The sequence below is a fragment of the Clostridium sp. MCC353 genome (assembly GCF_018785315.1).
Classification (GTDB): Bacteria; Bacillota; Clostridia; order Lachnospirales; family Lachnospiraceae; genus CHH4-2.
This window is the reverse complement of sequence record NZ_WQPN01000132.1, coordinates 32,174-46,819: the sequence shown is the minus strand read 5'-3', so window position 1 is coordinate 46,819 and position 14,646 is coordinate 32,174. Positions and strand designations below refer to the sequence as shown.

Here is a 14,646-nt window from a genome sequence, read left to right as displayed (position 1 = left end):
TGGGCATCGGACCGTCTTTTTCCATCCCTGGAGTCTTAGTTTCACTTACGGTTGGAAGCCGGTTTTCATCCCCGACGGATGCCCCTCCGCCAGGCCCCTTCCAAAAATCCGGCCGTCTGTCCGTCCCCTCCTCCCGCTTTTCTGCGTACCTTTCACCAATTAAATCCCATTTTTCAATACCTCTTCGTAATCAGCAGCTCCACCGCCAGCCTGTCCCCCAGCCTGCCGGTCTTCACAGCCTCCTCCGCGTCCACGCAAAGGTTCACATAGGAAAATATCTGTTCCATGGAAAAGGTCTTCGCCTGAAGCATCACCTTTCCGGCGATAAAGGGCTGTATTTTGAGTTTTGACGCAATTCTGCTCTTGTCCATTCCCTGGCCCATTAATTCCTTTACCTGGAGAATCTGGTTAAACTGCCTTGCAATTAAAAACAGGATTCTCATAGGCGGTTCTTTCAGAGTGAGCAGGTCCTCATACAAATCCATGGCCGCCTTTGTCTTTCTTCCCACAATCGCACTGACCATGTCAAAGATTTTGTTGGTCACCTGTACCATGCAGATGGCTTCCACATCCTCTGATGTGATCACATCACGGCCCAGTGTATAGCTGATCAATTTATCCAGTTCCATACGGATGTGCTCCATGTCGTCCCCTGTTTTGCTTAAAAACAGTTCCATGGTATTTCCAGTGATCTTCTTTCCCTCACGAGCCAGAATTCCACCGGCCCACTGGGCCAGCTGCCTCGCATCCTGGCGGGCCATATCCGCCGCATATCCAATCTCTTTCACTTTCTTGTACATGCGGTTTCTCTTATCCACTTCCGTCTCCACAAAGATAAGACAGGTGCTGTCAGGCAGGGAAGGCAGATATTCCACCATTTCATCGGCAGCCGACTTAAAAAAGCCGCTGTCCTCTATGATTATGAGCCTTTTATCGCTGAAAAACGGCATGGTGTCCGCCAGGCTGATCAGCTCCCTGACATCCAGCCCTTTCCCCTCAAAATAATTATAATTCATGGTATCATCGCCAGCTATGGCCTCTTTCAATCGGTTCTTATAACTTTTTTTCAAAAATGCTTCTTCTCCGAATAAAAGATAAACCCGCTCAAATTCATGGTTTTTGATATCCTGGTTTAATTTCTGCATACTGCGTTCCTTCCTGTTTGCCGGTAATTCCCGGTCCGTCCTGCTGCGTTTGAGAATCCCTTTCCATGTGCCGTAAATCATATGTTACGTTCATACGGATGATGGAAATAATTTTACATACAAACCCCAGCCTTTATTATACGTTGGGCAGGCTTTCCAGTCAACCCGCAAGCGTTGCCTGCTCTGATGCCGCCCCTGCGCCTACGGAATCCAGGTATTCCAGACCACCCTGTTCCCATCGGTCCACACAGTCACCGCGCCATTCACCGCTGTTTCATAGATGCGGCTGTGTTTTTCATTCAGACGCTCCAGCACCTCCTGATGGGGATGTCCATAGCGGTTTCCTTCCCCGTAGGAGATCACGGTCCAGGATGGCTTCAGCCGGTCTAAAAATTCCGCCGTATTGGAAAATCGGGAACCGTGGTGGGCCGCTTTTAATACAGTTGCCGGGGCAATCCCGTATTCCAACAGCTCCGCTTCCCCTCCGCCGCTCATATCACCGGTCAAAACCAAACGAAACGCGCCCAGTTCCACTTCTAACACCAAAGATTCTTCATTGGCATCGGAAGGAATATCATCCACTCCCGGATAAACGCACTGAATTGACAGTTCCCCCTCCTTCAGACAATCGTACCGTTTCACATCGCAGACAGTTCCACCCCGCCTTAACTGGAACTGCTCCAGCTCCCCGCAGTTTTCATCCTCCTCCCTGTGATAGGGCAGCATCAAATGATCAATACTGATCCCCCTGTCCTCTTCCAGAAGATACCGGATTCCGCTCATATGATCCATATCCCCATGAGTCACAAAGGCATAATCGATCCGGCTGATCCCTCTGCTCTTTAAAAATGGTTCCAGCGTATATTCCCCCAGTTTTTTCTGGCTGCTGCTCCCCCCATCCACCAATACCACCAGATCCTCATACTCCATCAGAATGCCGTCCCCCTGTCCCACATCCACAAACGTGATTCTCATCCCATTAAAAGGCAGTTTCCCAAGGGATAAAATGGATACGGCAAAACAGAGGGCAGCCGGCAGGATCATTCGTTTTAAAGGTAGTTTTTTCTCCTGCCCCCTTTTTATTAGAAGAAACACAACCGCCATAAGCGAATAATACAACCCAATCTGCCAAAGTTTTGGCCTCCCCAATACAACACTGCTTCCCGGAAAACCTGCTGCCATCCGGCATATGCTTTCATAAAGGCGGAGTATGTAGTGGCCTGATCCCAAAGCCATATGCCCGGCTTTCAGCCAAATACAGCCCAAAACCATGCCGGCGGCGCCGGAACAGACCACATAAGTCATCAAAGGGATTACTGACAGATTTAACAGAATGGAATAGACGGGATATTCAAAGTAATGATACCGGATCACGGGATAAGTCACCCACTGGATGGCCGCTCCCACACAAAGGGCCGATACCCATGGATTCTGTGTCTTAAACTGTTCATTCAGCCATTTCCCCGGTATTCCAATGGCAAATACGGCGCCGAAAGACAGTTGAAATCCGGCTGAAAACAGAAGCCACGGGCTGTCATAGAGTAACAGCAGAGCGGCCAATGACGCGGCAGACAGCAGGTCATAGGTTCTTCCCAGATATTCCGCCAGCATCATCAAAAGCAGCATGATCACAGACCGCACCACCGATGACGATCCGCCCACTGCCATTCCGTAGCTGATGATCCAGAGGCCCGAAAGAAGGCCGGAACAGGAAAAACTCATGCCGCACAGCCGGAACAGCCGGTAGATTCCTGCTCCGATCAAGGCAATATGAAGGCCGCTAATGGCCAGAAGATGGGCAATTCCATTCTTCTGATAGAGTTTTCTCACCTCCGGGGCCAGATTTTCTTTCTCTCCCAGCAGCGCGGCCTGGAAAATCCCCAGATCCTCCGGCTCGCTGATCCGTTCCAGCACAGAGGACAGATGGGATTTCACCCGGTATACGGCATCTCTCCAGGGGCTGTAACTGCTGTTCAACAGCATAAGTTGGGTTCCAAACATACGGTAACGGATTTTCAGGCCCCTGTAATAGGTTCTGGAATCGAACTCTCCAGGATTCCGCGGCTGCCCGAACTCACTGAGCTCACCATAACACCGGATAGAACTGCCAATTTTTAAAAGCCCGGGATTGCTGTCTAAAACTTCCGAATCCATGTAGAGCAGAATCTGACCTGCCTCTTTTGCCCCGTCTTTTGTATAAACTCTGCATTTCCCCAAACGGATCAGGTCATTACCGGATTTCCGGCTGATCTCCTCTACGGTGCCTTCCGCCTTCACCCCTTCCGCCGTACCCATTGGGAAAAGGTCAACAGTCTCCACAAGGGACGGCTCTTCAAACTGCTCCGTAACCACCCTCATCCTCAAAATCCCTGCGGCAAAAAAGAAAAGCAGAACCAGGATTGTCCTGCCTCTGCCTTTTTTCACCATAAACCATAAGCCTCCTGACGCCAAACACGCCAGCACGCCTATTACCACCAGTCCTGGTAACAGAGTAAGTACCTCTCCAAGTACGAACGCCCCTGTCAGGAACATAAGCGGCCTTTTAATTTGTAACACCTCCAAAATCCGTTTTTCTTTCAAATAAAGTATTTAATGATATGGAATCCTTATAAACGGCGTCCTGGGATCCGTTAATGGTGATCTGGACTTTATTTACCGTAGTCAGTTCCGTTAAGGAATTCACGATAGAATAGATCGGTATGTAATCCTTAACCTCCAGCGTGCTGTTTAAAAAGGCGGAATCAAAATTGATATAGCATACATTTTGATTGACCGATACATTTAGCAGTTTCACATCCTTTGACAGCGTCGGATGCAGTCCCTCGGTCACAGGGCCGTTGATCAGCTGTTCAATGATCAGCTTCTCCAGCGAAGTGTTTATGGTGTGCACCACATAGCGCTGTTCCGGGAACAACTGCTCCCCTGCCTCATCCGTAAAATACAGGGTGATCCCCGTCCACTCAAATGAGTTCACATCGCTGATGCTCTCGATGAAATCGCCGGGCGACAGCATTCCTACCGGAACCCCGGTTCCGTCCATCAGCGGCTGATCTCCCACATTGATATTGATGTAATCCACCCCCGGAATCTGGGTAAATGTCTTCGTTAAAGCAGCCCTGCACAGGATCTCCCTGGTGGCCTTCATCTCCTGCACATTGGTATAATTATTATCAAAATACAGATAGAGCACATGATCTTTCAGCTCATATTTTTGAAATTCCACCTTTTCAGATAAGGAAATCTGGCAGTCCACATCCTTGGGCGCAGTGCGGAACTGGTTCATCAGCTCGATCACCAGCCGGCCAGCGTCCGTCTCCTCAGCCTGATACTCCTGAGAAACCAGATGGGTCATGCCCGGATTTAAATAATAAATTTTATACGTACTTTTCTCATCTTCCTGAACCGTACTTTGATCCCCGCATGCAGCCAGGAAACAAAGCGCGGCCAGAATGAGAAGAACTTGTTTCATATGTTTCATATTCTGTCACCGCTCCTGTCTGCTATGATATATAGGACAGAGGAATCCGGACGGTAAATGTGGTCCCTTCTCCCTCTTTACTCTGTATTTTCAGCGCTCCCTGATGCATCAGCACCACGCTCTTTGTGATGGCCAGTCCCAGTCCCGTTCCGCCCGTCTCCCTTGAGCGGGCTTTATCCACCCGGTAGAAACGTTCGAATATGCGGTCCTGGCATTCCTCCGGTATCCCGATACCTGAATCCGCAACCTTGACATAAAAGAACTTGTGGTCAGCGTCCAAAGTCACCCTGACCCATCCGTCCTCAACGTTATATTTAATCGCATTCTCCACCAGATTATTGAGGGCCAGAGACAGTTTTGTTTCGTCCACATCGGCAGTCACATCCCGAATGCTTTCCAGGATCAGTTCAATATTCCTCTTTTTCGCAATAGGCCTCAGACGTTTGAGAATCAATTTCAGAAGCCCGTTGATATTGACCTGGGCGATATTCATCTCCGTGGCCGCCTTATCCATGCGCACCAAAGATAAGAGATCGTCTATTATCTTGCTTTCCCGGTCGATCTCATCTGAAATGTCGGTCATAAATTCCCGGTACAGCTCAATCGGCACATCTTCCATCCCCATCAGGGAATCGGCCAGCACGCGGATTGATGTGATGGGCGTTTTAAGCTCGTGGGATACGTTGGATACAAATTCCTGCCTGGACTGATCCACAGCTTTCAGCTTAGTCAGCGTGCGTTCCACCGCAGACGAAATATTCGCGGTTTCCTTGTAGCTGCCCGACGGCAGTTCCTCTTCCAGATTGCCGTCCGCAATCCGGTCCAAACGGCGCTGCAGCCGCTGGAACGGCCGAATCAAAAACAAGGCCGCTACCATGGAGATCAGCACCAGCATCCAGAATGTGATCATCTGGAAAAAACTTCCCTTTTCAGCGATCCGGTCAGCTAAATCCAGGATGTTCTCAGTGGATGCCGTGACCAAAATGACGCCGGTGATATTTTTATCCGCTGAATTATCATAGACCGGGACAGTCAGGGCAAAATAATGCTTTTCTTTGTTATACCGGCTGCTGTTTTCCCCCATAAAACACCGGATCACTTCTTCCGAAATGTTCATTTTCTGGTTTGCCAGCCCAAAGGTGTCTTTTACTATGCGGAAACTTTTATCCACAACCACGATTCTGCCGTTAAATACATCGGCAATGGTGTCCATCTCTCCGTTTAAAAGCTCATTGCCCGCCCCTGACGCCATATAGCCCGCCCGTGTCATCTTATTGCTCAAAATCAGGCATTGATTCTGAACTTCAATGATCCGGTTATCGATCTGGTTTTGACGGAAAGATTCAATCAGAACCTTTTCCTGCAGCACCATGGGCAGAAATCCGGCCAGGAGAATCAGGATGACCAGAGGAATCTTCATGCTGATCTGAGGCTTCCATCCCAGTTTCTTCCATATAGACATGAATTTTACCTCCTGTTCCATCCGCTTTATACAATTTTTTTCGAACATGCTACCGCTAAAGCTCCCGGTCCGATGTGGCAGGAAATGCTGAGAGACAGGGAATCCAGATAGATGTTCGCTTTGGGGAACAGTTCACGCAACTCCTTTTCAAATTCCCGGGCCGCCTCTTCACTGTCCGTATGGGCAATCTGAAGCCAGGTATTTTCACATTCTTTATCGTTAAACCGCTGTTCCAAGTCGTGGGAAATCGCCGTAATCATCATGGATTTGGCCTGTTTCATGGTTCTGGCCTTAGCAAATGCGTCCAGCTTTTCCCCCTGGATGGTCAGCACCGGCTTCAGCTTGAGCAGGGTGCCGAGAGCTGCCGCGGCCGGAGTGATCCTGCCGCCCTTTTTTAAGAATTTTAACGTATCAACGGTTATATAAATACTGGATTCAAACTTTGTATCCTCCAGCACCTTTTTAATCTGGGCCGCATCCATACCCTGCTGCGCCATCTTTAAAGCGTCCCTGGCAGACTGCCTCTGGGTCACTGAAATCCTCTGGTTATTGACCACTTCCACTTTTCCCTCATAGTCCTGGGCCAGCATCACCGCCGTCTGGCAGGAGCCGCTTAACCCGCTGGACATGGGAATATACACCACCTGGTCATGATCCTCTAAAAGTTTGTCCCAGAAGTTTATCACGTCCTGAGGCGAAGGCTGGGATGTGGAAATATCGGCATCCGCCGCCTGCCTGTCGTAAAATTCCCTCTGGCTCAAATTAATGCCCTCCAAATAAGTTACCCCATCTATCATAAATGGCATCGGAATCACAAAAATCCCTTCCTCAGCGGACTGTTCCTGAGTAATTCCGCTGTTACTGTCCGTCGCTATTGCTATCTTCATAAAAACCTTCTCCTTTCGCCGTACCTTCTGCTGAAGTGTACAACTGATAATAGATCCCTTTCCGCTTCATCAGCGTCTGGTGATTTCCTTCTTCCACGATCCGGCTTCCCGACAAAACTAATATCCTGTCGGCGCCGTGGATGGTGGTCAGCCTGTGGGCAATGGTAAGGGTTGTCCTTCCCGCCGCCAGTTTATCCAGGGATTCCGAAACAAGATGTTCGCTCTCATTGTCCAGGCTTGCGGTGGCTTCATCCAACAGCAGCACCTGAGGCGCTTTTAAAAACACCCTGGCAATGCTGATCCTCTGCTTTTGGCCGCCGGAAAGTTTCACTCCCCGTTCTCCCACATAGGTATCATACCCATCTTTCAGTTCTTCAATAAACTCATGGGCCCCGGCCAGTTTAGCCGCCTCAATCACTTCCTCCCGGGTGGCTCCGGGCCGTCCATAGGCGATATTTTCATAAACATTGCCTGAGAAAAGATATACATCCTGCTGCACCACGCCTACGTTGCTCCTCAAACTCCCCAGCGTCACCTTCCTGATGTTCTGGTCGTCGATCAGAATCTCTCCCTGGGTCGGATCGTAAAAACGCGGGATCAGATTGCAGAGCGTGGTTTTTCCGCCGCCTGACGGCCCCACAAGAGCCACCTTCTCTCCCGGACGGATGGTGATATTAATATCGGAAAGCACAGGCGTATGGTCATCCGGATATTCAAAAGACACATGTTTAAATGTGATCTTCCCTTTTACATCTTCAATCGGAACCGCTCCCTCTTCGTCAAATATATCCACAGTCGCATCCATCAGCTCCGTAAAACGCTCAATACCGGTCATACCTCTCTGGAACTGTTCCGCAAATTCGATAATCCGCCGGATGGTGGCCAGAAGAGTGGTGACATACATGGTATAAGCCACCAGATCGGCAGGCTCAATCAGCCCCTTAATCATAAACAGGCCGCCGGCCGCGATCACAACCGTATACATCAGGCCGTCAAACATCCGGATCGTATCCTGGAATGCGGCCATATAAAAATAAGTCTGCCGTTTGATCTTTAAAAACTGCAGATTATCTTTTTGAAATTTATCCAGTTCCAGATCCTCGTTGGCAAACGCCCGCACCACCCGGTTTCCCAACAGGCTGTCCTCAATCCGGGCATTCAGTTCACCGATGTGGTTTCTCTGGACTTTAAATGCCTTCCTCACCTTCAGGTTAAAATATGTGCAGGAAACCGCCATTACGGGAATCAGCACAAAAATAATGACCGTCAAAAGCAGATTGATCTGCGACAGGATTACAAAGGACACCACGCCTTTCAGAAACGCGATAAAAAATTCCTCCGGGCAGTGATGGGCAAACTCGGTTACATCAAACAGGTCGCTGGTAATCCTGGACATGATCTGGCCAACCTTGGTGTTGTTAAAATAGTTATCGGACAGCTTCTGTAAGTGGGCGAACGCGTCATGCCGCATATCTGTTTCAATGGACGCCCCCATCACATGGCCGGTATAAGCCATATAAAAACTGGCGATTCCATCCACAATGCGCAGTCCGAAATAGATCCCGCTGATGGACAGAATGGTCTTCACCGTCAGCGCCCCCAGATCATTCATCCCGATATTGGTAATATAACGCAGGATCAGCGGCAGCACCATCTCGCAAACCGTCGTAAGCGATGCGCAGAACAGATCCATCACCATGATTCCCGTATAATTTCTGTAGTATGGAGCAAATCGTTTCAATAAAGTACTGGTTTTCATCTGTAATATCCTCTAAAAATACTTCCCGTCTCTTCTCATATTTTCACAGCCCGGCTGTCTGCCGATTTTACACCGTGATCTAAATAGTGTATCATAAAAGACGGTATTTTTCCATAGTAAAAAGCACAGAGACGGTTTCTATTAAAAAATCTGTTTCCTGTTCACAGCTCCCTCTGGCGGATCCGGCCTGTCGGCCGTGCCGCTTTGCGGGGCTCCGCTTTCCGCTGTTTGAACGATTTTTGCAGGCCATCGACAACTCTTAGACTGGAAGAGGATAAAAATAAGGGGGAAAATCTGCACTGGACGCATATCCCTTTTTCCCTTATAATAGCATTAATGAAATGATTCAGAATCTATAATTAATTCAAAGGAGAATTCCCATGCCTTATTGTCCAAAATGCGATATGGAATTTATTGACGGGATCACCGTCTGTTCGGACTGCGGCGGCCCGTTAGTATCATCCAAAGAAGAAGCCCTGAAGCTGAAAAAACAGCAGAAGGAAGAAGAAGAGGCCAGGCTGAAAGAAGAATACGAAACGGCTTCCAGCCTCTTAAACAGCCCGGAAGGCGAAGAAATTAAAAAAAGCGCACAGGCGGCGCCGGTTAAAGTCTATGTAAAAAAGGCGGATAAGTACGAAGACCTCAAATCCTCCGCTTCCGCGTTTATCCTGGTGGGCGGCTGTCTTCTGGTGTTTTCCGTGCTCTGCTGGACAGGCATTATCAATCTGCCCATTGCAGGCACTTCCAAGCTGTTGATGCAGGCAGTGCTCACAGCTATGGGCGTCGGTTCCATTGCGGTTGCCGTCAACTCCTACCGGTCGGCCAAAGCCGTTCAGTCCCAGATTGAAGAGGAAAATGCGGCGACCAAACAGTTAATCGACTGGTTTATCACTTCCTATACAGCAGACGGCCTGGATCATCAGCTTTCAGATGAACTGGGAGAACTTGGACCGGAAGAACTGAGTTTAAAGAGGTTTGAACTGATACAGGATATCATCATAACCAATCACGATATCACAGACCAGTCTTACGTGGACAGTATCAGCGAAGATATTTACAGCAGGTTATTTGAATCATAGCAGCAGTTCAGACAGGTCTGAACGGTTACGAAACATAACAGCCCGCGCGTCCGGGACCGCGTAGGAAGTCAAGACCATAAGACTTGGCTTCCTGCACGGCTCACCGGATGCCGGGCTGTATTCATTTCTTCTTATACAAAGGAACAGATCAGAGACAGGGTTCCGTCAAATCTGCACTCCCCATATCCGGAAGGGATAATAAAACTCTGCCCTTTCTCAATATGGATTCCATTGATCTCCCCTTCTCCTTCGATCACGGTCACATTGACAAACGGCTTGTCAAATGTTTTTGAGAACGGTCCGTCTATGTCATACTTATAAACAGAATAGAACGGACAGGTGATCAAATGGCTTTCCACTCCATGGTCAAACCTGCTGGTCTGAACCTGCGGCGTGGCATTTCCGCTCTCAAATGGGGCCTTGATCACATCGATGGACTGCTTTACATGGAGCTGCCTCGGTTTTCCGTCCGAAAGGCGGTCATAATCGTATACCCGGTAGGTGATGTCGCTGTTCTGCTGGGTTTCTAAAATCAGGGTTCCCCCTTTGATCGCATGAAGGCAGCCGGGATCAATCTGGAAGAAATCCCCTTTTTTCACCGGAATCTCACGAATGAATTCCCCCCAGCGTTTTTCCAGAATCATCTCTTCCATCTCTTTGTGATCCTTCGCATTGTGACCGATTACGATTTTGGTACCGGGATCACAATCCAGGATATACCAGCACTCTGTCTTTCCAAGAGAACCGTTCTCATGAATTCCCGCATATTCATCATCGGGATGAACCTGGATGCTGAGATCCTGTTTGGCGTCAATAATCTTTATCAGCAGCGGATACCGGTCCGAAGGGTCATTCCCGAACAGTTCCGGGTGTTCCTTCCATAATCCGCTGAGGGTGCAGCCGTCATAAGCGCCGCCCGCTACCCGGCAGTCTCCGTTCTGGTGGGCGCTGATGGCCCAGCACTCTCCTGTATGGCCACTGGGAATCTCCATTCCATATACGCTTTTTAACCGGTCTCCTCCCCAGATCATTTCCTTTAAAACCGGCTCCATAAACAACAATTCCATCTTGTTTCTCCTCTCCCCTTATCCGGAAACAAATGTTATTTTAAAACTCAATTATTCGCAGAGATCGGCGATTACCTGGGCGAATATCTTAGCGCTTATCAGCAGTTCGTCAATAACGGCAAATTCGTCCGCTCCATGCATGCGGTTGTCCGTACCAGGCATGGTAGCGCCAAACGCAACGCCGTTTTTCAGGTGATGGACATAGGTTCCGCCGCCTGTGGACTGGCATTCCCCTTTTAATCCTGTATATTCTTCATACACCCTTAACAGCGTCTGTACAAAATGGGAATTTCCATCCACGTGATGTGGTTCTCTCATCTTGTCATTTAACAGGGTGAATCCGTTCTCAGCCATTTTGGCTTTCACTACATGGAGCACATTTTCTTCTGTTGCACAGATCGGGCACCGGCTGTCAAAGGTTCCGTCCAGGGACACGCTGTCCACTTTCAACAGGCTGAACGCCAGGGTCAGTTCACCTGAAAGCTCATCTTCCATGGCAATTCCCAGCGCTTCTCCCTTAGTATCGCCGTGAGGAATCAATTTCACCAGTTTATGAACCGCATCAATCTGCTCGCACGGAGCAAACGGAAGTCTGGTTAACATGGTGAGCAGAGCGGTCAGCGCGTTATTTCCGTCATGGGGATGAGCCGCATGCGCGCCTTCTCCAACAGCCAGAATCTTAGTCACTTCCTCTTCCGTATCAATTTCAAATCTCACTCCCGTAGCCTTGGTGATCTCATCGCAGGCCTGATCCAGAACCGCCCTGTCAATTCCCTGAACAACCGCGTTGGCCTTTCCGGGTACTACGTTCACTTTGATTCCCGCATTCACGCCGACCAGCTTAGGAAGCGCTTCCGATGCCTTGAATTCAGCGGTAAAATGTCCTGACAAGCTGCCTTTTTCCGTATTGGTCACCGGGAAATCCGCATCCGGTGAAAATGTCATGGGCGCCTCTTCCTCCACCGCGTAATAATGAGCGATATCTGAACTTCCGCACTCCTCATCGGTTCCCAGGATCAGCCGGACATTTTTGCTCACCGGGATTCCCAGTTCTTTTACCGCCCTGAGGGCATATAAAGCCGCCACAGCCGGGCCTTTGTCATCGGCAGTTCCACGGCCGAACAGCCTGCCGTCTATTTCAACCGGGCTGAAAGGTTCCGTAACCGTCCATCCTTCACCGGCCGGAACCACATCCAGATGGGCCAGGATGTCGAGCTGGTGTTCTTTGTCATTTAAATCAACGGTTCCCACATAGTTATCATAATTCCTGATGGAAAAACCGTATCCTTCCGCCATGGAAAGAGCAGCGTTCAACGCGTCAAACGCGCCTGCTCCATAAGGTTTTCCCTCTTCATAAGGCATCTTTTCACTGTTGATTCTGCAGAGTTTGCAGATATCATCCAGCATCTCCTGTCTGTGGGAATCAATATAGGCTTCGATTTTCTCTCTGTACATAAATGTCAATACCTCTCATTCTGCCGGACTGCCGGCGTTTTCCTTTATTGTAACAGTTCAGACAGTTCTGAACTGTTACCCTTTATTTTCTCTATTTCATCATAGACGCCAGCGTTTCATTGACCAGCTTGCCGTCGGCTTTTCCTTTTACTTTCGGCATGAGGACTTTCATGATTTTTCCTTTGTCGGAAGGAGCCGGTTTCTCAATGCCAAGTTCCGCCAGCACAGAACGGATCACTTCCGTAATCTGTTCCACATTCATGTCTTCCGGCACAAATTCTTTATATACGGCCAGACGGGCAGCGGCTTCTTCCCGGATATCATCACGGTCCGCAGGAGCCGTATCATAGGTTTCCTGGGTCTGTTTGATCTCCTTTTTAATGACAGCGTTCTCTTCCTCTTCGGTCAGGTCTTCTCTCTTGTCGATCTGGGCATTTTTAAGGACGGTTAGAAGCATGGATAAGGCGTCTTTCCTGGTTTTGTTCTTTGCCTTCATCGCTTCTACCATCGCGGCTCTGATTACATCGATTTTGCTCACATTTTTCGCGCCTTCGGCTGCATTTCCATTGCTCATGTCAATTCCTCCATTTCACATAATATTATATAAAGTCTGTTTAATTGCAACAGTTCAGACCTATCTGAACTGTTACGTTTAATTTCTTCCAAATTCACTGAGTTTTAATCCCGGGTTGCGGTCCAGAACCATTCCCACGCTCCAGCTGTTTACAAACAACAACAGCGGATTATCTTTCAAATCCTTAATTCTCTTCATATCGGACGTGCCCTGGATCTTTGCCACATCCACTTCTTCTTTATTCTCCACCCAGCGGATATATTCGTATGGGAGTTTTTCCAGTTTCACTTCCACATTGTATTCATTCTCCAAACGGTAGGTCAAAACCTCAAACTGGAGAACGCCTACCACGCCAACGATGATCTCTTCCATGCCGGTGTTGAACTCCTGGAAGATCTGAATGGCGCCTTCCTGGGCGATCTGGTTGACGCCTTTGATGAACTGCTTTCTCTTCATGGTATCCATCTGGCGTACCCTTGCGAAATGTTCCGGCGCAAAGGTGGGGATTCCTTCAAATTCGATCTTGTCGTTGGATGCGCAGAGCGTGTCCCCGATGGAAAAAATGCCCGGATCAAACACGCCGATAATATCTCCGGCATAGGCCTCTTCCACGATCTTTCTGTCCTGGGCCATGAGCTGCTGGGGCTGGGACAGGCGGATCTTTCTTCCGCCCTGGACGTGGTTGACTTCCATCCCGGCCTCAAACTTACCGGAACAGATGCGCATGAACGCGATCCTGTCTCTGTGGGCTTTATTCATATTGGCCTGGATCTTGAACACAAAGGCTGTGAAGTCTTGCTTAAAGGGATCCACCACTCCAGTGGTCGTCTTTCTGGACAGCGGGGAGGTTGTCATCTGCAGAAAGTGCTGCAAAAATGTCTCCACACCGAAGTTTGTCAGCGCCGAACCGAAAAATGCCGGCGAAAGCTGCCCCGTGCTGACCAGTTCCATATCAAATTCTTCACTGGCTCCGTCTAACAGTTCAATTTCTTCTTTTAACTGCTGATGGTAATCCTGGCCGATCAGAGCGTCCACATCGGTTCCCTCCACATCAAACTCCTGGGATTCCACTTCTTTCTGTCCCCCCATGGCCGCTTTAAATGTGGTGATTTTTTTCGTATTCCTGTCATAAACACCCTTAAAATTCTTACCGCAGCCAATGGGCCAGTTAATCGGGCACGTTTTAATTCCCAGCACGGATTCAATCTCGTCCATCAGCTCAAACGGATCCCTGGCTTCCCGGTCCATCTTATTGATAAATGTGAAAATAGGGATATTCCTTAAAAGACAAACTTTGAACAGCTTGATGGTCTGAGCCTCCACACCTTTGGACGCGTCGATCACCATGACCGCAGAATCGGCCGCCATCAGGGTACGGTAGGTGTCCTCCGAGAAATCCTGATGTCCCGGGGTATCCAGAATATTGATACAATATCCGTCGTAATTAAACTGCATAACAGAAGATGTGACGGAGATACCTCTCTCCTTTTCAATCTCCATCCAGTCTGATACTGCATGTTTTGTCGCTTTTCTTCCTTTTACGGTACCCGCTAAGTTGATAGCGCCTCCGTAGAGAAGGAATTTTTCCGTTAATGTGGTTTTACCTGCATCCGGGTGGGAGATGATGGCAAAGGTTCTTCGTTTTTTAATCTCTTCTGTTATATTCGGCAAGGGTCTTTCCTCCAATTACTATTTAATTCCATATACTCAAAATATGGACGCCCAAGCAGGACGTCCACC

Annotated in this window: 11 protein-coding genes; 1 reads left to right on the top strand and 10 read right to left on the bottom strand. The window is 48.9% G+C overall.

Annotated features, from left to right (window positions below):
* Positions 1-173: 173 nt before the first annotated feature.
* The 6 genes from holA to GPL15_RS21675 form a co-directional block, all read right to left on the bottom strand.
* Complete coding sequence (holA, locus tag GPL15_RS21700) at positions 174-1,145, bottom strand: DNA polymerase III subunit delta (RefSeq protein ID WP_215700766.1); 972 nt, start codon at positions 1,143-1,145, stop codon at positions 174-176.
* A gap of 201 nt (positions 1,146-1,346) precedes the next feature.
* Entirely contained in the window at positions 1,347-3,677 is a 2,331-nt protein-coding gene (locus GPL15_RS21695; protein WP_275950519.1) for a DNA internalization-related competence protein ComEC/Rec2, read from the bottom strand.
* A 10-nt stretch (positions 3,678-3,687) separates the two neighbouring features.
* Entirely contained in the window at positions 3,688-4,623 is a 936-nt protein-coding gene (locus GPL15_RS21690) for a GerMN domain-containing protein (RefSeq protein WP_252198553.1), read from the bottom strand.
* A 22-nt stretch (positions 4,624-4,645) separates the two neighbouring features.
* Entirely contained in the window at positions 4,646-6,085 is a 1,440-nt protein-coding gene (locus GPL15_RS21685; protein ID WP_215700764.1) for a HAMP domain-containing sensor histidine kinase, read from the bottom strand.
* 26 nt (positions 6,086-6,111) lie between these two features.
* Positions 6,112-6,972 (bottom strand): DegV family protein, encoded by an 861-nt coding sequence (locus GPL15_RS21680; protein WP_215700763.1) that lies wholly within the window; start codon positions 6,970-6,972, stop codon positions 6,112-6,114.
* Entirely contained in the window at positions 6,944-8,731 is a 1,788-nt protein-coding gene (locus GPL15_RS21675; protein WP_215700762.1) for an ABC transporter ATP-binding protein, read from the bottom strand. Before GPL15_RS21675 ends, GPL15_RS21680 begins: the two co-directional genes overlap by 29 nt.
* Positions 8,732-9,111: 380 nt before the next feature.
* Between GPL15_RS21675 and GPL15_RS21670 the strand changes: the two genes are divergently transcribed.
* Positions 9,112-9,810 (top strand): hypothetical protein, encoded by a 699-nt coding sequence (locus GPL15_RS21670; protein WP_215700761.1) that lies wholly within the window; start codon positions 9,112-9,114, stop codon positions 9,808-9,810.
* Positions 9,811-9,941: 131 nt separating this feature from the next.
* On the opposite strand, the gene GPL15_RS21665 is transcribed toward GPL15_RS21670, so the two are convergent.
* From GPL15_RS21665 to GPL15_RS21650, 4 genes are all read right to left on the bottom strand, one after another.
* A complete protein-coding gene (locus GPL15_RS21665) occupies positions 9,942-10,877 on the bottom strand; it encodes a type I phosphomannose isomerase catalytic subunit (RefSeq protein ID WP_215700760.1) in 936 nt (311 codons plus the stop codon).
* A gap of 51 nt (positions 10,878-10,928) precedes the next feature.
* Entirely contained in the window at positions 10,929-12,332 is a 1,404-nt protein-coding gene (gene pepV, locus GPL15_RS21660; protein ID WP_215700759.1) for a dipeptidase PepV, read from the bottom strand.
* Positions 12,333-12,423: 91 nt separating this feature from the next.
* A complete protein-coding gene (locus GPL15_RS21655; protein WP_215700768.1) occupies positions 12,424-12,870 on the bottom strand; it encodes a GatB/YqeY domain-containing protein in 447 nt (148 codons plus the stop codon).
* Positions 12,871-12,984: 114 nt separating this feature from the next.
* Entirely contained in the window at positions 12,985-14,577 is a 1,593-nt protein-coding gene (locus tag GPL15_RS21650) for a peptide chain release factor 3 (RefSeq protein WP_215700758.1), read from the bottom strand.
* Between the last annotated feature and the right edge of the window lie 69 nt (positions 14,578-14,646).